General features: G+C 38.9%; 27 protein-coding genes, 2 tRNA genes and 2 pseudogenes. 21 read left to right on the forward strand and 10 right to left on the reverse strand.

Going from position 1 to position 23,823, the window contains the following annotated elements; translation table 11 throughout:
• Positions 1–54: 54 nt before the first annotated feature.
• Complete coding sequence (locus R2Q85_RS22380) at positions 55–444, forward strand: hypothetical protein (RefSeq protein ID WP_316814035.1); 390 nt, start codon at positions 55–57, stop codon at positions 442–444.
• A 17-nt stretch (positions 445–461) separates the two neighbouring features.
• Here the strand turns inward: R2Q85_RS22380 and R2Q85_RS22385 are convergent, their stop codons facing one another.
• Positions 462–2,291: a DNA polymerase III subunit gamma/tau gene (locus tag R2Q85_RS22385; protein ID WP_316814036.1), complete on the reverse strand. Its 1,830-nt coding sequence runs from the start codon at positions 2,289–2,291 to the stop codon at positions 462–464.
• Between the two features lie 102 nt (positions 2,292–2,393).
• Complete coding sequence (locus tag R2Q85_RS22390; RefSeq protein WP_316814037.1) at positions 2,394–3,257, reverse strand: AraC family transcriptional regulator; 864 nt, start codon at positions 3,255–3,257, stop codon at positions 2,394–2,396.
• A 178-nt stretch (positions 3,258–3,435) separates the two neighbouring features.
• Between R2Q85_RS22390 and R2Q85_RS22395 the strand changes: the two genes are divergently transcribed.
• From R2Q85_RS22395 to mtgA, 5 genes are all read left to right on the forward strand, one after another.
• Complete coding sequence (locus R2Q85_RS22395) at positions 3,436–4,041, forward strand: hypothetical protein (RefSeq protein ID WP_316814038.1); 606 nt, start codon at positions 3,436–3,438, stop codon at positions 4,039–4,041.
• Between the two features lie 145 nt (positions 4,042–4,186).
• The gene (rpsF, locus tag R2Q85_RS22400; RefSeq protein WP_316814039.1) at positions 4,187–4,546 is read left to right on the forward strand and encodes a 30S ribosomal protein S6; all 360 of its coding nucleotides are present in this window, start codon (positions 4,187–4,189) and stop codon (positions 4,544–4,546) included.
• Complete coding sequence (gene rpsR, locus R2Q85_RS22405) at positions 4,546–4,809, forward strand: 30S ribosomal protein S18 (protein ID WP_131594648.1); 264 nt, start codon at positions 4,546–4,548, stop codon at positions 4,807–4,809. The genes rpsF and rpsR overlap by 1 nt, the downstream gene beginning before the upstream one ends.
• Positions 4,810–4,819: 10 nt before the next feature.
• Complete coding sequence (gene rplI, locus R2Q85_RS22410) at positions 4,820–5,263, forward strand: 50S ribosomal protein L9 (RefSeq protein ID WP_316814040.1); 444 nt, start codon at positions 4,820–4,822, stop codon at positions 5,261–5,263.
• Positions 5,264–5,351: 88 nt separating this feature from the next.
• Positions 5,352–6,074, forward strand: a complete 723-nt coding sequence (gene mtgA / locus R2Q85_RS22415; protein WP_316814041.1) for a monofunctional biosynthetic peptidoglycan transglycosylase — start codon at positions 5,352–5,354, stop codon at positions 6,072–6,074.
• Positions 6,075–6,112: 38 nt separating this feature from the next.
• Here mtgA and R2Q85_RS22420 read toward each other — a convergent pair whose 3' ends face one another.
• Complete coding sequence (locus R2Q85_RS22420; RefSeq protein ID WP_316814042.1) at positions 6,113–6,592, reverse strand: ABC transporter ATPase; 480 nt, start codon at positions 6,590–6,592, stop codon at positions 6,113–6,115.
• 50 nt (positions 6,593–6,642) lie between these two features.
• Between R2Q85_RS22420 and R2Q85_RS22425 the strand changes: the two genes are divergently transcribed.
• The gene (locus tag R2Q85_RS22425; RefSeq protein ID WP_316814043.1) at positions 6,643–7,122 is read left to right on the forward strand and encodes a hypothetical protein; all 480 of its coding nucleotides are present in this window, start codon (positions 6,643–6,645) and stop codon (positions 7,120–7,122) included.
• Here the strand turns inward: R2Q85_RS22425 and R2Q85_RS22430 are convergent.
• The 3 genes from R2Q85_RS22430 to R2Q85_RS22440 are packed head-to-tail and all read right to left on the reverse strand — an operon-like array spanning position 7,088 to position 9,984.
• Positions 7,088–7,885 (reverse strand): MBL fold metallo-hydrolase, encoded by a 798-nt coding sequence (locus R2Q85_RS22430; RefSeq protein ID WP_316814044.1) that lies wholly within the window; start codon positions 7,883–7,885, stop codon positions 7,088–7,090. The genes R2Q85_RS22425 and R2Q85_RS22430 overlap by 35 nt on opposite strands.
• Positions 7,875–8,675: a (Fe-S)-binding protein gene (locus R2Q85_RS22435; RefSeq protein WP_316814045.1), complete on the reverse strand. Its 801-nt coding sequence runs from the start codon at positions 8,673–8,675 to the stop codon at positions 7,875–7,877. Before R2Q85_RS22435 ends, R2Q85_RS22430 begins: the two co-directional genes overlap by 11 nt.
• 31 nt (positions 8,676–8,706) lie before the next feature.
• Complete coding sequence (locus R2Q85_RS22440; protein ID WP_316814046.1) at positions 8,707–9,984, reverse strand: 4Fe-4S dicluster domain-containing protein; 1,278 nt, start codon at positions 9,982–9,984, stop codon at positions 8,707–8,709.
• Between the two features lie 210 nt (positions 9,985–10,194).
• Here R2Q85_RS22440 and R2Q85_RS22445 point away from each other — a divergent pair.
• Positions 10,195–10,267 (forward strand) — tRNA-Phe (locus R2Q85_RS22445).
• A gap of 471 nt (positions 10,268–10,738) precedes the next feature.
• Here R2Q85_RS22445 and R2Q85_RS22450 read toward each other — a convergent pair.
• The gene (locus tag R2Q85_RS22450; RefSeq protein ID WP_316814047.1) at positions 10,739–11,191 is read right to left on the reverse strand and encodes a hypothetical protein; all 453 of its coding nucleotides are present in this window, start codon (positions 11,189–11,191) and stop codon (positions 10,739–10,741) included.
• Between the two features lie 579 nt (positions 11,192–11,770).
• On the opposite strand from R2Q85_RS22450, the gene R2Q85_RS22455 reads away from it, so the two are divergent.
• The 8 genes and pseudogenes from R2Q85_RS22455 (at position 11,771) to R2Q85_RS22485 (ending at position 18,057) form a co-directional block, all read left to right on the forward strand.
• Positions 11,771–13,600 (forward strand): hypothetical protein, encoded by a 1,830-nt coding sequence (locus R2Q85_RS22455; RefSeq protein WP_316814048.1) that lies wholly within the window; start codon positions 11,771–11,773, stop codon positions 13,598–13,600.
• A 506-nt stretch (positions 13,601–14,106) separates the two neighbouring features.
• A complete protein-coding gene (locus R2Q85_RS22460) occupies positions 14,107–14,583 on the forward strand; it encodes a hypothetical protein (protein WP_316814049.1) in 477 nt (158 codons plus the stop codon).
• A gap of 484 nt (positions 14,584–15,067) precedes the next feature.
• Positions 15,068–15,595, forward strand: coding sequence for a hypothetical protein (locus R2Q85_RS22465; RefSeq protein WP_316814050.1), 528 nt, complete (start codon positions 15,068–15,070; stop codon positions 15,593–15,595).
• A gap of 9 nt (positions 15,596–15,604) precedes the next feature.
• A complete protein-coding gene (locus R2Q85_RS22470) occupies positions 15,605–16,309 on the forward strand; it encodes an FISUMP domain-containing protein (protein ID WP_316814051.1) in 705 nt (234 codons plus the stop codon).
• Between the two features lie 64 nt (positions 16,310–16,373).
• Positions 16,374–16,571 (forward strand): annotated as a pseudogene (locus R2Q85_RS24615) (DUF6717 family protein); the annotation flags it as partial.
• Between the two features lie 82 nt (positions 16,572–16,653).
• Positions 16,654–16,734: a hypothetical protein gene (locus tag R2Q85_RS24620; protein ID WP_410478906.1), complete on the forward strand. Its 81-nt coding sequence runs from the start codon at positions 16,654–16,656 to the stop codon at positions 16,732–16,734.
• A complete protein-coding gene (locus R2Q85_RS22480) occupies positions 16,731–17,498 on the forward strand; it encodes a hypothetical protein (protein ID WP_316814053.1) in 768 nt (255 codons plus the stop codon). Before R2Q85_RS24620 ends, R2Q85_RS22480 begins: the two co-directional genes overlap by 4 nt.
• Before the next feature lie 97 nt (positions 17,499–17,595).
• Positions 17,596–18,057, forward strand: coding sequence for a hypothetical protein (locus tag R2Q85_RS22485; protein WP_316814054.1), 462 nt, complete (start codon positions 17,596–17,598; stop codon positions 18,055–18,057).
• Positions 18,058–18,581: 524 nt separating this feature from the next.
• Here R2Q85_RS22485 and R2Q85_RS22490 read toward each other — a convergent pair.
• Together R2Q85_RS22490 and R2Q85_RS22495 are read right to left on the reverse strand one after the other, a co-directional pair.
• Positions 18,582–18,845, reverse strand: a complete 264-nt coding sequence (locus tag R2Q85_RS22490; RefSeq protein WP_316814055.1) for a hypothetical protein — start codon at positions 18,843–18,845, stop codon at positions 18,582–18,584.
• A 49-nt stretch (positions 18,846–18,894) separates the two neighbouring features.
• Positions 18,895–19,119, reverse strand: a complete 225-nt coding sequence (locus R2Q85_RS22495) for a hypothetical protein (protein ID WP_316814056.1) — start codon at positions 19,117–19,119, stop codon at positions 18,895–18,897.
• A 391-nt stretch (positions 19,120–19,510) separates the two neighbouring features.
• On the opposite strand from R2Q85_RS22495, the gene R2Q85_RS22500 reads away from it, so the two are divergent.
• The 3 genes from R2Q85_RS22500 to R2Q85_RS22510 all read left to right on the forward strand — a co-directional run bounded on the left by R2Q85_RS22500 (position 19,511) and on the right by R2Q85_RS22510 (position 21,371).
• Positions 19,511–20,233 (forward strand): hypothetical protein, encoded by a 723-nt coding sequence (locus R2Q85_RS22500; protein ID WP_316814057.1) that lies wholly within the window; start codon positions 19,511–19,513, stop codon positions 20,231–20,233.
• Between the two features lie 21 nt (positions 20,234–20,254).
• Positions 20,255–20,821 carry a hypothetical protein gene (locus R2Q85_RS22505; RefSeq protein ID WP_316814058.1) on the forward strand — a complete coding sequence of 189 codons (567 nt, stop codon included), beginning with the start codon at positions 20,255–20,257 and terminating at the stop codon, positions 20,819–20,821.
• Between the two features lie 82 nt (positions 20,822–20,903).
• Positions 20,904–21,371, forward strand: a complete 468-nt coding sequence (locus tag R2Q85_RS22510; RefSeq protein ID WP_316814059.1) for a hypothetical protein — start codon at positions 20,904–20,906, stop codon at positions 21,369–21,371.
• 811 nt (positions 21,372–22,182) lie between these two features.
• Here R2Q85_RS22510 and R2Q85_RS22515 read toward each other — a convergent pair.
• Positions 22,183–23,313, reverse strand: a complete 1,131-nt coding sequence (locus R2Q85_RS22515) for a site-specific integrase (protein WP_316814060.1) — start codon at positions 23,311–23,313, stop codon at positions 22,183–22,185.
• A 59-nt stretch (positions 23,314–23,372) separates the two neighbouring features.
• Here R2Q85_RS22515 and R2Q85_RS22520 point away from each other — a divergent pair.
• Together R2Q85_RS22520 and R2Q85_RS22525 are read left to right on the forward strand one after the other, a co-directional pair.
• A tRNA-Phe gene (locus R2Q85_RS22520) sits at positions 23,373–23,440 on the forward strand.
• 185 nt (positions 23,441–23,625) lie between these two features.
• Positions 23,626–23,823: pseudogene (locus R2Q85_RS22525) on the forward strand (recombinase); the annotation flags it as partial.

Raw genomic sequence — 23,823 nt, forward strand, 5'->3', positions numbered from 1 at the left:
TTTTTGTCAAAACATTTGATTTTTAATTGCGTTATTCCTATAAAACTTACCGATATGAAAGCCAAGGACAAACTCCATGCAATGGATTTAGGAGAGACACAGGATTTTGATAACTTATCTTTTGATAAAGATAAAAACAGCTTTGAATTTGATGTAAAAGGCAAAGATGAAGACTATGACCATCCCTTGCCTTATGATACATCAGCGCCTAATGGTGAGGATAGTATTTCTACTTATGATGAATCGAACCCTTATATTGGTTCGGAATATGACGATGAAAAAGAAATGAGTGAAAAATTAGATGAGGCCGGGATGCGTATTGACAATTCAGGAGAAAGTGTGGAGTTGAGTCCGGAGGATGAAATCTTATCACGTACTGCAGAGGATGAGCGCGACGACCTGGATGAAGAGGGGTATCCTGTTAATGATAAGCCGGGCAGGTAATGTTTTAAATAGGGTTACTATGGATTTACATCCAGGTTAAACCTTCTGCGCATTTCTTCCAGTTTCGGGTTTTTTTCTACCAGATACTGGTATTTTTCTGTACTGGTATATAAACGGTTTACTACTTCTCTGACCACTTGCCTGGTTTTGATATAGATGCTGAAGTTTTTGAGTCTTGGCCTCAGGAAGTTCAGCAGGTCTATCATTTCTTCCTGCAACAGGTCTTCCTGTAGTTTGTGTTCTACTTCTACCATAATTTCTTCCTGGCTTTCCAGTAGGGGTGCCGAGCTGCTCATCAGGGTATAAACGTTGATCCTGTTGGCTTCTTTCACGATATTGATATACTGGTTCCAGTAAAATAGCAGCTGCTCCTGGGTAAATGCTTCTTTGTCACTTCCTGTAATGTATTTAGGTTCGTTGCCTTCTGCTCCATCCGCATTATTTTGAATGCCGTTTAGTGATGGAACGAGCATAGACACTTTATGCTGCTGGGTAAGTGATAGGGGGTTTAATGCAATTTTAGCGGAAGGGACTGGTGTTTTTTTAGGCAATGGAATGCTTGCCGCTGGTGTTGCAGCGGGTTTTTCCGGAGCAATGGGGGGTGCAGGGGCAGGATCTGCAGCTGGTATATTGCCTGGCGGAACAACAGGGTTGGATACAGGTAAATCCGTTGCCGGAGTTGCCTGAACAGAACTTACATTAGTTTTTTTTTTAATCTGATCCAGGTCAGTTGCAGTGTTGGCGAGTTGAAGTACCGATGGGATGTGGCACATTTTGATCAGTGCCATTTCTACCTGAAGCCTTTGGTTTTTGCTGTTTTTATAATTCAGGTCACATTGGTTGGCCAGGTTTAACGCCGTAAGAATAAAAGATACCGGTGTCTGCTGACTCTGGCTGATGTATTTTTGCCTGATGTTCTCGCTGACTTCCAGTAGTTTGGTGGTTTGCGGGTCTTTGGCAACCAATAGGTTCCTGAGGTGACTGGCCAACCCGTTGATGAAATTATTGCCATCAAATCCATTGTTCAGGATCTCATCAAATAGGATGAGTGTCTGGCTTACATCTGTGGCAGTAAGGTATTGGGTAAGTTTGAAATAATAATCGTAATCCAGGATGTTGAGGTTATCGATTACCGATTTATAAGTCAGGTTTTTATTGGTATAACTTACAATCTGGTCAAACATGGAAAGGGCATCCCTCAAACCGCCATCTGCTTTCTGGGCAATGATATGTAGCCCGTCTGCTTCTACTGCAATGTTTTCACGCTGTGCAATTTTATTTAAGTGACCTGCTATGTCTTCTACCTGGATGCGGTTGAAATCAAAGATTTGGCAACGCGACAATATGGTAGGCAGTATTTTATGTTTTTCGGTAGTGGCTAATATAAATATAGCATAGGATGGTGGCTCTTCCAGTGTTTTCAGGAACGCATTGAAGGCATTTGCGGATAGCATGTGCACCTCATCAATGATGTATATTTTATATTTCCCTGCTTGTGGCGGTATACGGACCTGTTCAATCAGGCTCCTGATGTCGTCAACAGAGTTGTTGGATGCCGCATCAAGTTCATGAAAATTAAAGGAATGTCCTGTTTGAAAGGAAATACAGGATTCGCAGCTGCCGCAGGCCTCCTGTTCGGGCGTTAAACTGGTACAGTTAATGGTTTTGGCCAGGATGCGTGCACAGGTGGTCTTGCCTACACCTCTGGGTCCGCAAAACAAGAAGGCCTGTGCCAGCTGGTTGTTCTTAATGGCGTTTTTTAAAGTACCCGTAATGTGTTGCTGACCAACAACGGTTTCAAACGTTGCCGGACGGTATTTACGGGCTGATACTATAAAGTTTTCCATTCGCCTACGAAAATAGGAATTTTTGTTGAGCTTGGAATGTTGGAAGCCTGGAATGTTGAAAATTTGGAAATAAAAATGAAAATCCGGAAAGTAGAATGCTGGTTACTTGAAAACGGACTTCAGCTCTTTCCGGTATTGTGAAGCACTTTTACCGGTGAATGCTTTAAATAGTTTATTAAAGTGACTGAAATTGTTAAAGCCGCTTTCGTAGCTGATATTGGCAATGCTGATCTGCTTTTCAGCCAGAAGCTTTGAAGCGTGTACAACGCGGTACTCGTTTACAAATTGAGTGAATGTTTTTTTAGTGATCTTTTTGAAATACCTGCAAAAAGAAGGAACGGTCATGCTGGCCATTTCAGCAACGGCGATTAAATTGATCTCTTCCTGAAAATGGTCTTTGATGTAATTAAAAACCATACTGATCCTGTCGTTGTCCTGGATCTGCATTTCCATGGCAAAGCCTGATGCGTTTAAGATTTTATAGTCTTCCGAGTTTTCCAGTGCTTTTAAAACTTTCAGTAAAGTTAACAGCCGCTCAAAAGGAGGCTGTTCATCCATAAGTTCAATACTGCTGCCAACGGTTTCTTTTGTTTGGGGGCCAAATGCGATGCCGCCTTTTGCTTTGTTGAATAATTCGGCGATACCTTTTGTTTCCTGTAAGGCCAAAAATCCGGTTCCAAGAAATTCTGGTTTCATCTGGATCACGCTTTCGGTTTTATTGCCCGTGTTGGTGTCGGTAAAACCGCAATGAGGTAAATTTCCACCAATCAGGATGAGGTCTCCGTCGGTGTAATAGGAAAGATGGCTACCGATTTGCCGCTTCCCGCTTCCGCCGTTTACAAAGACCATTTCGATTTCGGGATGGTAATGCCATAGGTGTGCTTTATTGTTGACGTCTTTGGCGTATTTCGAATAATAAAACGAACTTCCAAAGGAGGGCTCAATGACTTCGAAGCTTGGTTTCATGCTTTTTTATTTATTTAATTTGTTATGTTAATGTGTATTTTGTGTTAATTTTTATATTTTTTACTATTATTTGTTGGTAATATAGCATAGATATAGGAAAATCGTATAGATATTTTTTGAAAAAATGACATGTAATTTTGTTTTGTTGAGTATTTGTTTAATCTAAAACAATTTTATCATGAAAAATTTATTAAAAATCAGTGTTTTTGCAGTTTTATTGTTTAGTTCTGCGATTTCTTTTGCAATTGGCAGAGGTTTTTCGATCAAAGTTAATGGTGTTGATCAAAAATCAATCAGTTTTTTTATGGAAGGGCCACAGGTTGTTGATGTTTCCTTTTACGGATCTGATGATGAATTATTGTATGAGCATACGCTCAGGTCTTTGGGATCTGCTACCAAAATTTTTAACCTGAGTGCTTTTCCTGATGGAAATTTTACATTTAAGCTGGCGGACGAATGGAGCACTGCTATCTATAACCTGCGTATTGAGGAAGGGAAAGCCCTGATCTCAGAGCCGGTGATAGTGGATAAGTTTAAGCCGGTTTTAACCAAAGAAAATGAATTCGTTATGCTTAATCTGGAAAATGCTCCTGAAGGACCATTGGAGATAGAGATATTTAATAAGTATAATGAAGCGATATATGCCAAGGCATTTAATGCCAGTGCTAATGGAACTGCCAGATTTACCAAAAAATTTAATGTCTCGCAGGTATATACAGACGAATTGACTTTTGTAATCAAATCTAAAGATCAGGAGTTTAAAGAAGTTGTCCGCATGTACTAGGGAATCTTAAGAAGTATATGTTGAAGAGGTTGTTTAGAGCGCAATCTCTTTTTTCTTTTATATAAACCTTTTGATTTATAGAAATTTATCAATACTTTTGCATCCCGCATTAAGAGCGGATTAATTAAAAAACAAATAAATAACAATGAATCAGTACGAAACTGTTATCGTTCTAACCCCGTTGTTGTCAGAAGAAATTGCGAAAGAGGCTATTGCCAAATACAGCAAGATCATCACTGACAGCGGAGCCGAAATTGTTCAAGAGGACAATTGGGGTTTGAGAAAATTAGCGTATCCGATTGAAAAAAAAGCAAGCGGATTTTTCCACCTTACAGAGTACAAATCTTCAGGTGAATTAATTAGTAAATTGGAGTTGGAGCTGAAACGCGATGAGCGTGTGCTTCGTTTCCTGACCATTAGATTAGACCGTCATGCGGTTGCATATAATGAGAAGAAACGCAGTGGTGCTTTTAACAAAAAACCTAAACAGGAGGCTGCAGTATAATGGCAAAGGATCAGATACAATATGTTACCGCTCCAAAAGTGGACGATAACAGAAAAAAATATTGCCGTTTCAAAAAGAATGGTATTAAATATATTGATTATAAGGACGCAAACTTCTTGTTGAAATTCATCAATGATCAAGGTAAATTATTACCTCGCCGTTTAACCGGTACTTCATTGAAGTTTCAACGTAAAGTGGCCCAGGCGGTAAAACGTGCGCGTCACATTGGTTTGTTACCTTTTGTTGCTGACCAATTAAAATAGGAGCTGAGAGATGGAAATTATTTTAAAACAAGATATCAAATCCCTAGGGGAAAAAGATGATATCGTGAATGTAAAGCCAGGATATGGCCGTAATTACCTGATCCCTCAGGGATTTGGACAATTGGCTACTCCTTCAGCTAAGAAAGTATTAGCAGAAAACTTAAAACAAGCTGCTTTTAAACAAGATAAAATTAAAAAAGATGCAGAAGGCATTGCAGCGCGTTTAACTGAGGTTAAATTAACTATAGGTGCTAAAGCTGGTGAAACAGGTAAGATTTTTGGTGCTGTAAATACCATTATGATTGCTGATGCATTGAAACAACAAGGTTTTGATGTTGACCGCCGCCGCATCACTTTCGAAACTGAGCCTAAATTTGTTGGCGAATATGTTGCTAACTTAAACTTGCACAAAGAAGTGAAAGTTAAAGTTCCTTTCGAAGTTGTAGCTGAGTAATCAGCGATAAGCGAATAACAAAAAAGCGCCCCGTAACCGGGGCGCTTTTTTTATTTAAAATTATTTTATTACCCTTACCTTTGCGCCGATGTCAAAACGTAAACGGACCAGCAGAAAGTCCGGCCCCTCTCTGTTTAAAAGAATTGTATCGGTGGTGACCAGGGTGTTTCTCTGGTTTCTAATGGTGAGTGTATTGTGGGTATTGGCTTACCGCTTTATCAACCCGCCTATTACCTTACTAATGGTGTTGCGCAACATAGAACGCAAAACAGATGGTAAGCCAGGAAAAATGGAAAAGGAATGGGTCGATTTTGAAGACATTTCCGATAACATGAAGCGTGCCGCTGTTTCGGCAGAAGACCAGTTGTTTTTAAAGCATATTGGTTTTGATGTGAAGGCCATAGAGAAGGCTTTTCAAACCAATAAAAAGGGGAAAAAGGTAAAGGGTGGAAGTACCATCTCTCAGCAAACGGCTAAGAATGTGTTTTTATGGCCGGGCCGCTCCTGGGTACGCAAGGGGTTTGAGGCTTATTTTACCTTGCTCATAGAAATGCTCTGGAGTAAGGAACGTATTCTTGAGGTTTATCTTAATGTAATTGAGATGGGAGATGGCATATATGGCGCCGGGGCTGCTGCACAAGCTTATTTTGGTAAATCATGTACCAGGTTGAGCCGTTCGCAGGCTGCGTTGATTGCGGCATGTTTTCCAAATCCGAGAAGGTGGACGCCTAAGCGGCCAACGCAATACATCAAACACCGGCAGTATCTTATTCTGAAGAATATGAGAAGGTTGGGCCCTCTTGATTTTTAAGGTGCCTGGGAGATATTTTTCTGGTTTAAAGAAGAGACTTACAGTAGATGTGCAAATACTTTGCTGTGCCAGCTTTGCTCAAAAGGTGTTTCCCACTTGTCTTCAAATTCCTGTAAGCTTTGCACCAGGTTGTTGAAAACAATGGTTTTAGGGGTAACGGTCCTGATGTTTACCAGGGTCTCAAAATCTTCTTTATTGGTTACGATGACCTTATCGTCAATTTTATAAGCGATGTTAAACCGGTCGAACAGATCCACGTGATAAGCCTGTTCAATTTCTTTAATTACCCGTACGGAGGCATCTATTGAACATCCTGTTACCCCGGCTGTAGCCTGGTCTACAGTAAATACAATAAAAAAGTTATGCAGTATTTCGGCTTTTGCTTTCAGCTGGTGTCCATGTGCTTTCCAGGCCGAAGTAAAGTCATCCAGTTTCTGTTGAATAGCAGTTACTTCGTCATTGCTGAATGCACGATTGCTTTGGTAGATCCAAACTTTAGATTGTGGAGAAAAACTCATGTTCAAATTTAAGAAATTATTTAAATTGATCTTGCTAAATTCTTAACGTGATGAATAAGTTTACATTAAGCTTAAAAATATCGGCTCTTTTGCTGCTTTGCCCGATTTTTATGGCCTTTAATGCGCGATTGCTGGATGAATATACGGATTACATCCAGCAAAAACTTACAGCACATTACGATAATAGGGAAGAAATGCAGCCAATTAAGCGTTATGAGCTAAAGGTTACCAACACTGGGTTTTGCCGGTATAAGCGTTATTTTGAAAGTGGAAAGGTAGAGTACTTTTCATTTAACCTGGTAAAATTTAAAGACCTGGATTATTATGGAACGGATAAGAATGGCAAATTATACCTGCGTACCAAGGGAGAGGATGTAATTGTACAGACCTACAACGATAAAAAGGCTGGCGATATTGACAGCATGGCTGCTTATATGATGATCCCTTTAAAAAATATAGAGCCACAGGATTTGTCTGATCTTTCGGAGCGGCTGGTTAAAATGAATGCGCAGCTGCTGGCTCAAAAATAGTATATACCTGTGTTTCTTCATACCTGGATGCGACAATGATTTCGGTCCCATTGGCATGTGGTGTGAACAGCCGGCTCACCAGATCAGGACAGTTGTTGTCTTTAGATAAGTGGGCAAGCAGCAGATGGCTCATGAAGCTGGGCCTGAAGGTAATAAAAAGCTCCAGTGCCTTTTGGTTTGATAAGTGGCCCCGGCCACCGCTGATCCGTTTTTTAAGAAAATAGGGATAGGCGCTTTTTTCCAGCAGGGCGTCATCATAATTGGCTTCCAGAAAGGCCGCATGGCATTGCTGAAAATGATAGATCAGCTGTTCGCAGGCTTCGCCTATATCTGTAAATACCCCAACTTTGGTTGCGCCGCAGGCGATTACAAAACTGTAGGGCTCAGCGGCATCATGTATTTTAAGGAAACCAGTAACAGATAGGCTGCCTATTTGTATGGTTTCATTATCGCTTAAGCAATTGATGAGTCCTTCTTTTACCTGGAAACGGCAGCCCGCTAAAGTGCCGGAGCTGATGTAAACGGGTAAGTTGTATTTTGCTGCCAGCGTACAAAGGCCTTTGATGTGATCACTGTGTTCATGGGAAATGAATATGGCTTTTACTTTTTGCATAGACAAGCCTATCCTGAGCATTCTCTTTTCTGTTTCCCGGCAGGAAATTCCCGCATCAATCAATATGGCTTCTTCATCGTTCCCAACGTAGTAGCAATTTCCGTTACTGCCGGAATTTAGTGCAGCAATAAAGAGGTGTTTACAGTCCATTTGCCCGGGCAGTGATTTCTGCAATATCTAATACCTGCACATTTTGTTCCTGTTCCTTCATTTTTACGCCGTCTCTGAGCATGGTCATGCAAAAAGGACAGGACGCAGCGATCACCTGGGGCTGGGTTTCCAGGGCCTCTTCAATTCTTTCGATATTGATGTCTTTGTTGCCTTTCTCGGGTTCTTTAAACATTTGTGCGCCACCTGCGCCACAGCACAGGCCGTTTGACTTGCAGCGTTTCATTTCAACCAGCTGGGCATCCAGCGTTTCCAGCGCTTTCCTTGGTGCTTCATATACATCATTGCCGCGTCCTAAGTAGCAGGGGTCGTGATAGGTGATTTTCTTACCTTTAAAACTTTCTCCGCCTTCGGCCTTAAGCTTTCCTTCGTCTATCAGTTGCTGGATGAGCTGTGTATGGTGGATCACCTCGTAATTACCACCCAGTCCCGGATATTCATTTTTTATGGTGTTAAAGCAATGCGGGCAACCGGTAACTATTTTTTTGATGTTGTAGCCGTTTAGCACTTCTATATTGGTCATGGCCTGCATCTGGAACAGGAATTCGTTCCCTGCCCGTTTTGCCGGATCGCCGGTGCAGCTTTCTTCTGTACCCAAAACCGCATATTTTAAGCCGACATGCTGAAGTATTTTGCAGATATCCCGGGTGGTTTTCTGGGCTCTTTCGTCATAACTTCCAGCGCAGCCCACCCAAAATAAGATTTCAGGTTCTTCGCCTTTGGCTATCATTTCTGCCATTGTTGGTACTTCAAAATTTAGTTGCGCGCTCATGTTTAAAGCTGTATGCTAATTTAAAATTCAATTAATTTTCTTTGGCCCAGTTGAACCTGTCGGCAGGCGAATATTTCCAGGGGGCACCATTGTTTTCTATATTGCCCAGCATGGCATTGATGCTGGCAGGTGACTGGGATTCTTCCATCACAGCATATCTCCTTAATTCGGTAATGATGGCCAGCGGGTCAATGTTGATAGGGCAGGCTTGTGTACAGGCATTACAGCTGGTACAGGCCCAGATCTCTTCGCGACTGATATAGGTGTCGATCAGGGACCTTCCATCGTCAAGGCCATTCTTTCCAACTTCTTCCATCCTGTCCCTGGTATCCATCATGATTTTTCGGGGCGAAAGCAGTTTGCCGGTAATATTGGCCGGGCAAACTGAAGTGCACCTGCCGCATTCGGTGCAGGTGTAGGCATTCATCAGGTTAACCCAGCTTAAGTCGTTGATATCTTTTGCGCCAAAACGGCCGGGAGTGGCATCAGGTGGGGTAAAAGAGGGGTCAAGCATGGCCTTTACTTCATTCGTTACACTATCCATGTTTGTAAATTCGCCTTTGGGCTCCAGGTTGGAAAAATAAGTATTTGGAAAAGCAAAGATGATGTGAAAATGTTTAGAGTAGGGCAGGTAGTTTAAAAAGGCAAATATACCAATGATGTGAAACCACCAGCAAGTTCTTTCTATCGCAATTAAGCCTGCTTCGGTGTCGGGTAACAGGTTTTGCAGGAACTGGCTTACCGGAAATGCCCCGGCTGAAGTATAATGACCAACACCAATGCTCTGTAATTTGGCATCGGCGGCATTCATGGTTAAAAAGGCCGTCATCAGCAGAATTTCAGTAATAAGTATGTAATTGGCATCCGATCTTGGCCATGATTTCATCTCTACACCACTAAATCTTTTTAGTTTAAGTACATTTCTTCTGATTAAAAAGATGGCGCAGGCCAGCCATACACCAAGAGCGAGGAATTCAAAAGAGCCGATAAGTATGTTATATAGCGTACCCAGGCCGCCAAATACACGGTGGGTGCCAAAGATACCATCAATCATGATTTCCAGCACTTCGATGTTGATGATGACAAAGCCTGCGTATACGATAAGATGCAGGATGGCTGGTACAGGCCGGAAAAACATTTTAGTTTGCCCAAATGCGACTTTGAGCATGGTCATGAGCCTTTTCTGGGGCTGATCGGAACGGTTTGCTGCTTTTCCCAGACGAATGTTGCGAATAACTTTTTTTACGTTATAGCTGAATAACGCGATCGCGGCCAGTGTAATGACAATAAACAGGATTTGTGACACCATTTGAATATCTTTTATTGTGTGGCTAAGTTAAAATTTTTAGCTCAAAACAAATTATTATGCATGCATAAAACTGAAAAATTTAGAGCTGATTTAAATAAAAGCACTTTATTTAAAATTATTTTGAAAAAAGATTTTGATGTTCAAAAAAAGACACTACATTTGCACTCCCAACCGAGGGGAACATGATCAAACATGTTGAATAAATAAGATGGTACGGTAGCTCAGTCGGTAGAGCAATGGACTGAAAATCCATGTGTCGCCGGTTCGATCCCGGCCCATACCACTGCAAGAAGCTTCAGAGAAATCTGGAGCTTTTTTGTTTTATGGCATCTATGGCCTATTTAAAGCACTATTTCAAGTAACGGTGACGGTCTTGCGCCAATTGGTTAAACAATTTGTTATTTGCTTAAAGATAAAGAAAATCAAAGAATTTAGCAAGGATTTGGCGCATTAGTTGGCGCATTTACTGACACAAGGATGTAATGATTAACTAACCTATTTTTGCTTTTAAAGCATGTAGGGATGGTTTAGGAGTGCGCTTTTATTAAAGAGGTACCTTTGGTCTCCGGCCCATACCACTGCATTACCTTCTTGTTGATTCATAATTCGCACTTATATCAATAGTTAAATATCTTTATAGCGGAGTGGGTAACTGCTCCGCTGATTAACCATTAACCCAATATAAACAGAAAACCCATTCTTTTTAGGGAATGGGCTCTGTATTAATCATTAATTAAGTACCAGTGCATACATTCTATTTTGCAAGAAGTTTGCATAGGATTTTGTACTCTCTTAACTCACTCTCGATTTCATCGTCTGTTTCATCAACAACTTCCTCAAAGATAAAAAGATTATAAAACTCTTGTAAGCACTGCGTTTTTATACGCTTTAAGAACGGAGGCATATCATGCTCCGCTCTTGCTTCAGTAACTGCTCTAATGATAGCATCGTCAGTTACCTTTTTGTAAGTTAAAATCTCTTCACTAAGGCTAGCGTAGTAGTCTTTTAAAGACGGCTTTGCCTTGTTCACTTTTACTGCCTTCTCGTATACAGAAGCATATGAGTTTTGCCCTCTTCCCTTTATATAGGGAATAATGGTTGCAGCAGCCTCTCCATAAATACAAGATAATACATAATATCTTTCTCTTTGTGTTGGCGTGAAGCCTTTCGTCGGGTCAATACCGACCTCTAATGTTTTTATTGCCATTTTATTGGTTTTTAAAAACTAATAGCACCATGCTATTAGCTATTGAAACATGGTAAGCAACATGGTGGACGAAAACAGGTGAAACCTAGGTAATTAGGTCTGATTAATATTTCAAAGAACATTTTGACTTATAAATAATAAGTCAAACAATGACGTTTCTATGTCATTGCAATTAACAAGTAAAGCAATTTTATGTATCTCTAACTACACAGCTCAAAAAAGCTTCAATCGGCAGATATGCCATTTTCGCAGTAAGGTTATTATTGTGGAACACAAAGATAAAGAAACAGCTTTAAACTTGCAGCAGCGGGCTTGATTTAATTTTTATCTCAGTCAATGAAAGGGTGTAACTATCTTGTTTTCAGATGTATAATTTTTATTTTTAACCAAAAATGCGTATATTTGTTAAACATTTAAAGTTCGATACATATAAAAAACAAGGGGCAGAAGGTCAGTTTTATTGCTGATCTTTTTCTTTGCCTATGTTTTCCTAAAAGTTCGGACTACTGAGATCAACACAGTTTCGAGATATTAACAATCCATGAGATCACCTCTTGATGAACTGTAACAACAATTTAAATGTACAAACCAACCATTAAAATCGAACTAAAGCTTGATGATTACTTCAAAGCTGCTTTCCCAGATGAACTAATACCAGATAACAGTAACATAGATAAAAACAAGACAGGATTAGGGATTACTACAGCTGAACTGAAAGCCTGTAGGCACAGTTTGCTTGCCATCCCATCAACAACAATAATAGATGATAAACATTTTGAAGCTATGGAGAAAGGTTGGAATACCTTTCGTATTTACGAAGGTGTTACCACTGAACAAGTAGCTGAATTCTTATCGGACGCCTCGCTAGACAAAAAGATACTTACCACACCGGAGAGCTTCTGGAGAGTTATTAAGGCGGCTGAAAACATTGGAAAGCTTCAGTGGCTATACGATAACTTCTTCTGTTATCTCGATGAATCACATTGCTATGCTGTAGATAGATTTAGAGACGAAGAAATGCTCACGCCCTTTGACTACTTTTTTAGATTCAAAAAGAAAGCAATGGGTACAGCAACATTCTTTGAATACAGCGACCCCAGAATAAGAGAGCTGCAAAAATATGAAATGACATACAGTGAGAAGCTTGGAACCATAAACGTTGTGCATCACAATGACCCACAGGCAGTATTGAATTACTTTCTTAAGAACCCACAGCTTACAAAAGGCAATGTATTTATATTCTTTAACACCGTCACGCAATGTGGGGAGGCTGTTATTAACGCAGATATAAAGAGCGTTTCTAATATATATTGTAGAGAAGATGAAAAGAACTTAATCAACCTAGGTGAAGCAGCTCTATGCTTTAAAACCGTTCCAGTAAAGGCAGAGTTTAAAAAGTTTAACTTCTTTAGCTGTCGGTACAATGAAGGATGGGATTTAAAAGACGATGAGAACGCCACTATTATATTGGTAACAGATATTGGTGTACCTCACTCATTAGTAGGTATACCATTTAGGGGATTTCAGGCTGTTGGTCGATTGCGAGAATACAAGCCAGATAAGATTTACCACTTCACCAATACACACGATAAATCCAATCAGTTTGTAAGATCAATCGACGATATACGTAAAACCAGATGGTATCATGCAGAACGTAATATTGAATACTATATTAATTGTAATCAGAATTGCAGGGGAGATAAAATGCCACCAGACGCCGATGTGTTCAATCTAGTAAAACCTTACCTAAAATTTGAGAATGGTAAGGCAACTGTACACCCGTACAAATTAGATCAGCTAATATATGAGGATTGGGTAAAAGAGTTTTACGCTAGTTTAGATAGTGTAAAGCTATATTGGGAACGATGCAACTATAATGTTAAATTTCAACAATTTGATGTTGCAGACATTAAAAGATATCGCAAATCTAAGGCACAGATCAACCAAGAAGTGATTGAACAATACGATCAGTTAATTCATTGCCCTGAACAATATTTGCTAGGGCAAGCTAATGTCGCATCACGTCGATTAAAGCAAGATTACAACACATTAATAGAAGCCTATCATATCTTAGGTAAGACTAGACTTCAGGAACTAAACTACGAAGACAATAAAATTATGCAACAACTATCAGCTATTAGCAATAAAAACCAAGAAGCTAAACTATATGCCAGGCTACTAACAGAATTTAAACTGAATGGCAAGTATACTAAGAAAGAGATTAAGAAAACATTACAATCGATATACGATGAATTAATGATTAAGGACAAGGCAGGGAAAAGAAAAGTGGCTACGGCATCCCAACTTAAAGAAATTGGAATCTTCGGGATTAAAGATGGGAAGAATGCTTATCAAGACCATGTATTTATTATTACAGCCGTATATGCCATAATTAAACAAGCAGCATAGTCAATTCCTATTTCTCCTACAATTTGCATGACAACTCTATATATAGAGAAGGAGGAGTAGCTCGGTAATTTTTAGGAAGTATAGGCAAACATAATGAGGGACGGGTATTCAACCAGTCCTTTTTTGTTTAAAGTGGTTAATGCAAGAATTTGCGTTTAAAGGCCGGTTTTACATCATTCTCAGCTTGACCATGAATAATGCAACGTTTAAACACTATCCCCCCCAGTACTTCATATTAAAGTTATTTGTCCTACGATCTCAGTGGGTAGCCGGAGCGGTATATTTTCCTTGTTCTTTAAAAGTAGAAGTTTTGACATAACATTCTTTAACAATAGTGCCTCAAATCGATTTTGACCCAGTTTAAAGCGGAGAGAACCAGGTGTGATATCATCCCCCGGTATTGCTCTTGAGGGAGATGAAAAGGAACAAAAGCGAACTATCGCAGGTTTCCAAATCAATTTTTCAAAACCAATTCACAGAGTAAAACACATTTAAAATCAGAAAGAATGAAAGAATTCCTACAACGTCAGGGAAAATCAATTACAGACCCAGGTTACAGGCCGTTACCTTCCCACTACGTAAAAGCAAAGAAGCGTGACAATCCAATGCAATCGGTCAATGAAAACATTGAATATCAATACTTCAAGGTAATTGATAAGATTAAACAGCTATATGCCAAGCTACCTAATGAATCTGATAGATTGATCTATCAGAAAGACCACACAAAGGAGAAGATCAGTCCTTGTGCCGTTTATACCTTAATTACGCCACATTGCTTTATTTATCTTGAAGTTGATGTGCTGTTACGCTACAGAGTAGAATATCAGTTGCATAACTGTCCCGTAGAACAGGAAATATTATTGCTGTTAAAACCATTGATCGCCAACAGCTATGCAACGGAAAAAGCACGACACCCGAATTTTACCGAGTTCTTTAACAAAGTAAAGGAGGTGCAGCCTGAACACATGTTTCAGCAATTATAACCAAATACCATTTTAAGTGCCTGCTGTCGATGATAGCGGGCATTTCTTCTTTATAAGTAAACCTGTTATCGTAAACGGGACGGGGACACTCCTTTACTTTTAAAGAACAAGGCAGAATGGTAAATCAACGGCTGATAGAAAGATTGGCCTCGTAAGTGTGGTTCTTTTCCTTAAACTTCGTTAGATTTGCAATAACACAAACTAGAAGCGGAGGAACGCAAACAGACAGTACCAATATAATATAGAACTACAATATTTAATATATAAGCGTTAGCTATCCATCTTGTAACCGGAAAACCTGAGAACTTTTCATTAATGCAACAAGACAGTATAGTACTAATGCCCATGCGCTATAAGCGTAGGGCTTTGGTCTATCTGTTGCATTGAGCTTCTCAGGGCTCTCCGGTTTCAGATTAGGCTGTTTGTCCTGCGCTTATTGTGTTTATTAAATGTCGAATTGGGACTGTCGGCGTCATTCAAAACAATGAGTGTTAACCAAGAAGTATCAAAACTTTGGCATCAATTAAGTGCCGACTCTTATCAACTAGCTTCACTAGAAGAATTGCAACTTAATAATACACAGAAATCAGCGTTAGTTAATAAGATTACGCAGACTGCTAGACAAATAAGGCACCTTCAAACGCAACCATCTTATGATGGCACAAGGCTATTAAAACTTCCCAATGGTAATCATGTTGCGGCCAACATCGCAATATCTGGTGCAATGAACTTTCTTATTGAAGTGGGGTTAGAAATCGATTTCAAGTCAAAGGAAAATACCGTTCCTAAGCGAACTACAGTTAGAAACAAAAGCACTGATATAAGTAGCATTCTTGGTGGAGTTGTTGTAGTCGCTTTGAGCTTATGGGCGTTTATTTACTCATTTATTGCATTCATTAATAGTAGCATCGGAAAAATTGACGTTGCAACAGGCGTAACAATCGGTGTAATATTACTGGCCGTTTCACTGGCCGGCTTTTTCTTTACCTACATACTTTTCACAAATAAATAATAAATCAATATGAACAAACAACTATTATTAATGCTCTCAGTGTCCTTACTGATCGTAGCGTCCTGCTCTAAAAGCAAAGAGAAGCCAGAAGAACCAAAAAACGAAATTACCATCAATGGTACTGTTTACCCAACTAATGTAATCGGTACACAAACATGGACAACAGTAAATTACAATGGAACTGGTGGGGTTAATTACAATGATGGTGCAAATGACCCGACTATTGGCAAACTTTACTCTTATCCAGAAATGAAAGCTGTTGTTAACCTGCCTACAGGATGGAGAATACCAACGGAAGCAGATGTAAAAGCACTGATGGGAACGGTCGGTACTAAACTGGATGGAACTGATCTTTATACAGATGTAACAGCCTCGCAAAAGTTAATGTCTAAAACAGGGTGGACTAACACAGCTTTAACAGGTAACAACTCAACAGGCCTTAATCTGGTACCTACAGGCTATTCTTTTATAGGAAGTGCAGTTAATAAACAGTATTCTGATAAAGGCGTAATGGCCTCTTTCTGGACTTCCTCAATGATACAGGTTACTGGTTCATCTTACCCATTGCTATTTGAAGTGTCCACCAATAGCTATGATAATAATGATCAGCCTGCGGGATTAAGAGGTACAATTTACAATACGACAGCTTATGGTGATGCAGCAACGACATTTCCGGCAGAACGGCGTTCAATTAGGTTTGTTAAAGACAATTAACATATACCAAAACAAGAGCTGCACCAAAGTGTGGCTCTTTTAATATCTTTACCTTACATATAACATGAAGGAAACATTTAGATTTTATAAAACAGCAGACGGTAAATGGTACATTGACCTACCAGAATGGAGCGGGTCAATTGATGATTTACAAATGGTAGAAGGTGCCGACACTATGCTAGATCATGTCAGTGACTACAATGATGAATGTTACTTTGAAATGAGTGATGAACCGTTTGACGATGCCGATAGAATTAAACTGGTCGAGGATTTAACCAGTTCTATTGGTGGTGGCAACTACATTATGGAAACCTATAAAGGTGAACAGGTTAATCAATCATGCCATGTGGTTATGTCAGGTTACGGTAGAGATTTTTCATGGCTTACCCATAGCAATATACGTTAACTATCCAGTTTTGACATGAAGATGGAAATAGAATACAAACGGCTACGATGGCTTATTCTGATTGTTGGGGTCTTGGCTCTTATAAGCTCCACTTCGTTTACATTAACCATGGCTGCATGGGGTATGGGCAATAAGACATACATATATCTTGCATTATATCCATTACTGATCGTAGCTTTAACGCTTGTAGCGTTTAATGTCAAAGTGGGCTACTTGACCACATGCTTTATCGCCTGTTCTTACATCGTACTTTTGTCAGGATCAGTAATAGAATATGTACTCTATAACATAAAAAATCTTGTCCTTATACCAATTGTCGTACTTCCATTCCTCTTGTATCTTATATTGGTTCCGTTGACAATTAGGATGCTGATGTGGAGATCAAATAATCGTAAGCTAGTTTACAGGCTTTCCGTGACAATAGTTATGATGTTTACAGTTTATATCTGTTCAGGAATGATTTATAACAAAGCTGATTGTAATTTGTATGCGGATGCTACTATTAAATCAGACGGAACTATAAGAATTGTATGCAAACCCGGTTTTGGGGATGCTAGAGAGTTTTATATTACATCAAAGTCAAGGGAGTTAGTCAAGATGTTTAAGGATAAAGGGGAGCTTTATCAAGGTACATGGAATGCAGATGTACAAGGAGTGGGTACTGTAGTCATGGGTAGGCTCCAAACCTTTACAATAACCCACATCAATGAGATCGAATTAAAGTCTCCATTGGAATGGAATGCAGGTCAACTGATCGGTGATACAACTTTTATTTTACCATGAGCTACACATTCCCAATCCATCCTCCTTCACAAAAGGGGTTGCTTAGGCCGTACCTATTGTTCTAATTCCTTACCTTGTACTCATTATTAATAAGGCCATGGGAGAATCTATTCTTAATAATGCAAAAGTAACAGAACTATATTTATATATAGTTCAACACTCTGACACAGATACCGAGTACTGGTATGGTGGAATTAGTGATGTAAACTCAATCTTAACCAACTTTGACAGGAACGATATTGAGGATTTGGTTAATACGCTTATAAAGTGGAGGCCTCAACTATTATCTAACCTTTCTTATGCATTAACGGCAGATGATGATGATAGAGGATTACCAGCAGTAAGAAGCTACCTTTACGCTCACATATTTTTAATTTTAGATAATCCTGAGTTATTGAATGTAATAGATGACTTTGATTATTTATTGAATAGCGATGACATGATATTTCCTCTTGTTCCTAATGTTAGACGTAAGCTAAGTGAATATGACTTCCTTAATTACGATAGAGTTGCTATAGGCAATTGTCAGGTAGTTCTTAATAAGCTTAATTGTCGCTAGTTCTTCATTCCTACTCTCAGGCTTCGCTCAAAGGGGCGGCTCAACTGAGGCGAAGCCTTATTGCAGTCATTCGTTTATAAGTAAACATGCTGTAGTGCAATTTACGAAATACAGTGCGGACCATTAGTACTTAGGTAACAGTGGTGCAAACATTAACGGCAGACGCGAGGAAAATCGGTATTCGTTGCTACTAAGCCGGCCATAAAATAACGCCAGATTGCCCAACCCACACAGCTAGGTTTATTCAACCTGGCTTAGCCACTACACACATAATCTGTCATCATTTTTGGCTATCAGCAAGCGGCGCAACTCATGAAATGCTACTCTGTCTTTATTAAAATAAAGCCATCACATTTCCTAGTTATGCTCACCTGCGACTCGTAAAGACTGCTCACCTGTCATCATATTTGGTCAAATATGCCGCCAGCTGCTTGTGTAGAACATAGTCAAAGTCGTACTGCGTACTTCTCCTTTGACATCTTTACTCGATGAGCAGGCGGTGAGCTTAAGGAATAGTGGCTAGTTTAAATTCTCCATTCATGTTCAGCTTTAATGCCTGTAATCTTATATGTTGCAAAGGATGCTACTGGATACTCAGTTCCATATATAAGATCATAGGTATAGTACTTGTCAAGATAACTCTTGAACCTATCTAATGACTCGCAGTTGCTTTCATGCAGACGATCATATTCTACTAAATCTTCAACAACTAAGGCAGGTTTGTTGTCATTTTGTAGATGGAGTAAAAACAGCGTGCTTGGATTGATTGGGTATTGACGTTCGTTCATTATATTTATATTTAAACAAGTATGTAATACAATATGTACTGAACACTATCTATGCAATCACATTGTGTGAACCGTTTTTAATTACAATCTGCACATGATACGGATTATATAACCAACGCTTAATAGTGAACTCACCATCTGACACGACATAGAACTTTAATTCATAGTAGCGATCTTGGTAAACAAATTCAACAGGGAAGCATGTACCAACAAACTGATTGGCATCGGGCAGTTGAGCTGCAAGGTTCTCCATTACTTGTAAAGGTATGTTCATGTCTAGGTTATTTGGTAGGTCAAATATAGTGAATAATATTGTAATTCAACACGTTACCTCTCGTGCTATAATTGTAATCTGACATATGACCTACTAGCCTGCTTTTGTTGCGGGTAGGTGTGCAGTTGTTCCAGTCTATTAGGATGTACATCTCCTAAATGGTAAAGACTTAGGAAGGTGTGTTTCATAGTCAAAGCAAATCAATGGAACGCTACAAAGTAGCTTTAACTCCATTGATTTTCGTTCCATTTGCAGTGCGGTGAGCTAGCCTTGCATACTTGTTAGGTTTATGTATATTTGATTGATGCATATAAAGAAACTCTCCAGCCTATTTTTACTTGCCCTATATACATTAACATGTCATATCGGATGTCGCAAATCCACGCCATGTATGATTAAGGAACTCAAAATAGATAGTTCTATCATAAGTTATGCATACAATGAAAATAATGAGATTTCAATTAAGACAATTATCGATACTGTGTCTAACTCAAAGGAAATCTATCGCTATAAAAGAGATAAAATGGCACTTACGATATCCGAAGACCAAGGTAAAGCTCAAGTTTATAACTTGGATGATAACCAGCGTCTCATTTCTTACTCCTATAATAATGGTACGGTCTATGAGTACAACTTTAAATATGACCCTAGAGGAAGACTTAAAAGTGCCAAAAGGGAACGATTTATAAAATCAAGCCTCTTCTCGACAAACTATATTAAAGTAGTATACCACAATGATAATCCAGTTGCTATTATCGATAGTTGTGTTCTTGAGCGTGATTATAAGGAAAATGGGAGCAACAATATAACTAGATACTTTATCTCTTACTATGCTGATCACGAACTTGAATATACAAATGATGCCATTTTGTCCATAACTGCTGGCTACTTGCACGAGTTCACCTACCTTGGCTATAAAGGATCTACAGGAGATTTACCGAATAAATTAATCAAGAAGATAACACAAAAGACAGACGGAGAGCCAAGTTCCCATAAGGACTTTAGCTATAAACTGGATAGTAAGGGGAATGTGATTGAAATGGTGGTTAGTTTCTCAGACCTATATAATAAGGCAACCAGAGAGGTTGTTAAATTACTTTATAACTGCGACTAACCAAACTATGTGTAATCTGCTATGAACATCCGTTTTTTACTTCTACTTTGCAGTCTAGCTTTAATGGGTTGTAGAGATAATTCGATAACATCCAGTGATTCACAGGGAGGGTCTAGTGTTGATCCAGATGCCTTAGAAATAAATGCATATGAAGATGGCACGTATTGCGCTGAAGTTGAATACTATTACTCAAAAACTGGTACTAATTCAACTTATACCTTGTCGGTAGAAATTGAAGATAATCATATAATAAGAATAGACTGGCCAAATGGTGGTTGGTTAGATGATACCCACTTTACTCCCCCAGACATTGAAGACGGTACTGCCGAATTTACAAGTGATAGAGATGTTGATTATACAGTAAGGATACTTGGAGAGGAAGGAGACTGCAGCCTGTCATCTAATGCTATTGATGAAGGCTCAATGATTGATCAACACCTCAAAGATGGGTACCAAGAGGAACTTGATGCGCATGAGGACGAAAATAGGCTAAGAGAAGTGGAGGAACAGGAAGAAATGGATAGTCAGGAAAAAGAAAAAGAATCGGAAGAAATCGTACAATCCGAAGATCAAATTAATATTACCTAGCTACATTACTAAAACTTTGATGTTAGCACCATTTATGAAATACTTATTTATATTATGCTTTCTATATTTTTTTACTGCGAACATGGCATTTTCGCAGCGAGTTACTTATAGCGATTTAAAGTATATACTCTCAAGTACAATTGAGGAAACTGAAACTTATGTGCTTAAGAAAGGATTTAGCTATGCTGGTGTCAATGATTATTCTAATGCAACTTCATATGAATTTAGCAAGAACTCAAAACATTCCATTAATTATATGTCGGTGTCAAAATATGTGTGCGAAGACTTTACATTCCAAGCTTATTTCTTTTCTGTGCTACAAAGTGACTACACGGCTTTAAAGGCTTACATTAAGTCAATCGGTTATAAACTCAAATCTACAGAGAGAGATGGGCAAGCCACAATTTTCACTTATAGGAAAGGAAACTTAGATATGGAATTTACAGCTGCTATGTCTTCCTTGAAAGAGCCAATTTACTCCGTTGTTTTAATTGACAACGAACTTGCAAAAAAGCGATGGAGTCTAAATAAATCCAGTGCTAAAGATTAAAAATCATCACCATTGGTGATGAGTCTGCTTATATTTAAACCTATCAGTAGGTAAGCGATTAAGGTCAATAAGCTAGGTAATTACAACAATTCTTATTACGTTTACTGTGAGAGCGTTAATTGGGTGCGTGTTGTAATGACACGTGCCCTTTCTTATTTACAAGCAAACCAATTGTAAGAATTACTGTAAGCATGTTTACTTGTAAAGAACAAGGAAAGCGGGAGACCCTATATTCGATATAACAATGAATATTATTCCAAGGCTTTAGTCTCAATATCCACAATTTAAACCTTCCCCTTAATAAGAGAAATAGTAACAAAACGTGGATATGGAAGAATGAAAGGAAAGCGCTATCTTGTTGCCTTATGACAACTGAACTAACTGAACATCAATTTAAAAGTACATTCGGCAATAGGATGATAGATGTAACTGAATCAGCCGAACCTGTTTTAGATATCTGGCCGTACGTTAGGCAACTTAATGAACAGAATGTTGTTTCCGATCATGTTCTTAATGGTGAACTGGTTGAGCATGTTTACCGTACTGACACATCAACATTTGATCATGTACGCCTTTCCGGCTCTAGATCAAACGAATACATTGTGATAGTCGTTGATTTGCGCAATTGTGCAATAAAGGGACACTACCTGTTAGACCTTAATTACCAATACGGTCTATAACAATCCACAATCTAAACCTTCCCTATAAAAGTACAAATAGGTGAAAAATGTGGATATGAAATTGCACAAAAGTTTGATAAATCTGTTTTATTTAACCCCACTAAAATGAAATTGTGCAGTATTACCCAAGCTTAAAGCTCAGGTAATACATCCCGTAAACGGTCATCACTAATTTCTCCGAGGCCACGAAGATAATTCAGTGTTACAATCATATTAGAATGTTGTAAAAGCTGTTGAAGTATATGCAGGTCTTTAGTTTTCTTATATACATTTACAGCAGCAGTATGCCGAAATGAGTAGATAGTTTGATCTTTTTCGATTAGTCCTGCATCAATCATTTTTTTCTTTGCTCTTGACCATTGGGTGTTTAAGTAGCTCACGTTGAAAGGAGTAATTGATTTACTCATTAAATAAGTGTTGGAATCTTCAAGGCCTTCTATGCGTGTTTTTAATAGGCTTTGAACATATAAAGGGACGTTTACAACTCTTATTCGCTTACTTTTGTTTTCACTACCTGCCAGCACTATTTTGCTGCAATCAATATTTATATGTCTAACACAGAGTAATCTAGCTTCTTGGTGGGGTCTCAAAAAGCAACCATAAGCCAACAGGCAGCAAAGATGTAGATTAGGATAGTGCAGGCTTAGGTATTCTAATACATCCTTTAATTGCTGTTGACTGTAGATTTTGTGCAGCGTAGCTTTGGACTTCTTTTTTAATGAGGTTTGGACAGGGTTGTCAATCAATAACTTTGTTCTATGAAGTTCCGAGAAGAATACATTGAGTGCTCTTCGTTTGTTCATATAGTATGTTGCAGATGAACTGAATTGAGATAAAAAACGTTCGATATCTAAGTGGTTAACTTCAGAAATGCTTTGTTGTATTTGTTCTTTTGGTAAAAACTGCGTAAACTGTTCTACTACCTTAGATAGATCGTTTTTATATGCTTTGCTAAGATCAGACGAGAGTTTGTCTCGTAAGATTGTCTCCAATGCCGCCTGTAAGGAAGGTAGTGGTTTGGTTTTTTTAATTTCATTTTCAATCATAGGAGCCCAACCCCCTTCAAGGGCTTTAGTAAACTCATAGGCTAGTTTCTTAAAGTGTCTCAGCCTGTCCGCATACGTGGTACAGTAATTAGGGTTTAGGTCTTGATTTAGCTTTTTACCATTGTACTCCCGGCAGCGTTTGCCGTTCAGATAAAATGATACATACCCTCTTTGTGATAGGTCTTTTGTTAAAATGACCTTTGGTTCAGTAAACATACTTTTGGCGCATTACTTGACGCAGAACAATCATGTTAGGTTAAAAAAGGGGTTTAAACAGCTATACAGTCGGTAGAGCAATGGACTGAAAATCCATGTGTCGCCGGTTCGATCCCGGCCCATACCACATCAGGAAAAGCTCGATTTCATAACGGAATCGAGCTTTTTGCGTTTTAAGCGCTATATTTGCCCTCACTTCCATGTAAGTCTTTCAATGGGCTCCTTCCAACTAAACAAGTTTTCTTGTTGAATTTGATTGAATTTGTGCTACTAATGTGCTACTAAAATTCAATCGCAAAAAAATCATGCGAAATGGCAACAGTTTGCGCCGTGGTGCTTCCCCACAACAAAAGGAAGGATGATACGTGGAATGTAAAGATCAAAGTAACCCACAACCGAAAGAGAGCTCATATCGATACGCAGCATTACGTAACGATGAAGCAACTCAAAAAAGATTTCACCATTAAGGATCAATTTATCCTTGATGCATTAGCACCACTGTTATGTGAG

The sequence above is a fragment of the Pedobacter heparinus genome, assembly GCF_032678725.1.
Classification (GTDB): domain Bacteria; phylum Bacteroidota; class Bacteroidia; order Sphingobacteriales; family Sphingobacteriaceae; genus Pedobacter; species Pedobacter heparinus_A.

What these genes read in the sequence shown, in the direction of transcription:
- R2Q85_RS22470 (WP_316814051.1), top strand. Translation starts at nt 15,605, where the DNA reads ATGAACAAACAACTATTATTAATGCTCTCAGTGTCCTTACTGATCGTA.
- R2Q85_RS22455 (WP_316814048.1), top strand. Translation starts at nt 11,771, where the DNA reads ATGTACAAACCAACCATTAAAATCGAACTAAAGCTTGATGATTACTTC.
- rpsF (WP_316814039.1), top strand. Translation starts at nt 4,187, where the DNA reads ATGAATCAGTACGAAACTGTTATCGTTCTAACCCCGTTGTTGTCAGAA.
- R2Q85_RS22450 (WP_316814047.1), bottom strand. Translation starts at nt 11,191, where the DNA reads ATGGCAATAAAAACATTAGAGGTCGGTATTGACCCGACGAAAGGCTTC.
- R2Q85_RS22505 (WP_316814058.1), top strand. Translation starts at nt 20,255, where the DNA reads ATGAACATCCGTTTTTTACTTCTACTTTGCAGTCTAGCTTTAATGGGT.
- R2Q85_RS22510 (WP_316814059.1), top strand. Translation starts at nt 20,904, where the DNA reads ATGGCATTTTCGCAGCGAGTTACTTATAGCGATTTAAAGTATATACTC.
- R2Q85_RS22465 (WP_316814050.1), top strand. Translation starts at nt 15,068, where the DNA reads ATGAGTGTTAACCAAGAAGTATCAAAACTTTGGCATCAATTAAGTGCC.
- mtgA (WP_316814041.1), top strand. Translation starts at nt 5,352, where the DNA reads ATGTCAAAACGTAAACGGACCAGCAGAAAGTCCGGCCCCTCTCTGTTT.
- R2Q85_RS22435 (WP_316814045.1), bottom strand. Translation starts at nt 8,675, where the DNA reads ATGAGCGCGCAACTAAATTTTGAAGTACCAACAATGGCAGAAATGATA.
- R2Q85_RS24620 (WP_410478906.1), top strand. Translation starts at nt 16,654, where the DNA reads ATGTGGTTATGTCAGGTTACGGTAGAGATTTTTCATGGCTTACCCATA.
- R2Q85_RS22425 (WP_316814043.1), top strand. Translation starts at nt 6,643, where the DNA reads ATGAATAAGTTTACATTAAGCTTAAAAATATCGGCTCTTTTGCTGCTT.
- R2Q85_RS22490 (WP_316814055.1), bottom strand. Translation starts at nt 18,845, where the DNA reads ATGAACGAACGTCAATACCCAATCAATCCAAGCACGCTGTTTTTACTC.
- R2Q85_RS22460 (WP_316814049.1), top strand. Translation starts at nt 14,107, where the DNA reads ATGAAAGAATTCCTACAACGTCAGGGAAAATCAATTACAGACCCAGGT.
- R2Q85_RS22390 (WP_316814037.1), bottom strand. Translation starts at nt 3,257, where the DNA reads ATGAAACCAAGCTTCGAAGTCATTGAGCCCTCCTTTGGAAGTTCGTTT.
- R2Q85_RS22385 (WP_316814036.1), bottom strand. Translation starts at nt 2,291, where the DNA reads ATGGAAAACTTTATAGTATCAGCCCGTAAATACCGTCCGGCAACGTTT.
- R2Q85_RS22480 (WP_316814053.1), top strand. Translation starts at nt 16,731, where the DNA reads ATGAAGATGGAAATAGAATACAAACGGCTACGATGGCTTATTCTGATT.
- R2Q85_RS22515 (WP_316814060.1), bottom strand. Translation starts at nt 23,313, where the DNA reads ATGTTTACTGAACCAAAGGTCATTTTAACAAAAGACCTATCACAAAGA.
- R2Q85_RS22485 (WP_316814054.1), top strand. Translation starts at nt 17,596, where the DNA reads ATGGGAGAATCTATTCTTAATAATGCAAAAGTAACAGAACTATATTTA.
- R2Q85_RS22380 (WP_316814035.1), top strand. Translation starts at nt 55, where the DNA reads ATGAAAGCCAAGGACAAACTCCATGCAATGGATTTAGGAGAGACACAG.
- rpsR (WP_131594648.1), top strand. Translation starts at nt 4,546, where the DNA reads ATGGCAAAGGATCAGATACAATATGTTACCGCTCCAAAAGTGGACGAT.
- R2Q85_RS22430 (WP_316814044.1), bottom strand. Translation starts at nt 7,885, where the DNA reads ATGGACTGTAAACACCTCTTTATTGCTGCACTAAATTCCGGCAGTAAC.
- R2Q85_RS22495 (WP_316814056.1), bottom strand. Translation starts at nt 19,119, where the DNA reads ATGAACATACCTTTACAAGTAATGGAGAACCTTGCAGCTCAACTGCCC.
- R2Q85_RS22500 (WP_316814057.1), top strand. Translation starts at nt 19,511, where the DNA reads ATGATTAAGGAACTCAAAATAGATAGTTCTATCATAAGTTATGCATAC.
- R2Q85_RS22440 (WP_316814046.1), bottom strand. Translation starts at nt 9,984, where the DNA reads ATGGTGTCACAAATCCTGTTTATTGTCATTACACTGGCCGCGATCGCG.
- R2Q85_RS22420 (WP_316814042.1), bottom strand. Translation starts at nt 6,592, where the DNA reads ATGAGTTTTTCTCCACAATCTAAAGTTTGGATCTACCAAAGCAATCGT.
- R2Q85_RS22395 (WP_316814038.1), top strand. Translation starts at nt 3,436, where the DNA reads ATGAAAAATTTATTAAAAATCAGTGTTTTTGCAGTTTTATTGTTTAGT.
- rplI (WP_316814040.1), top strand. Translation starts at nt 4,820, where the DNA reads ATGGAAATTATTTTAAAACAAGATATCAAATCCCTAGGGGAAAAAGAT.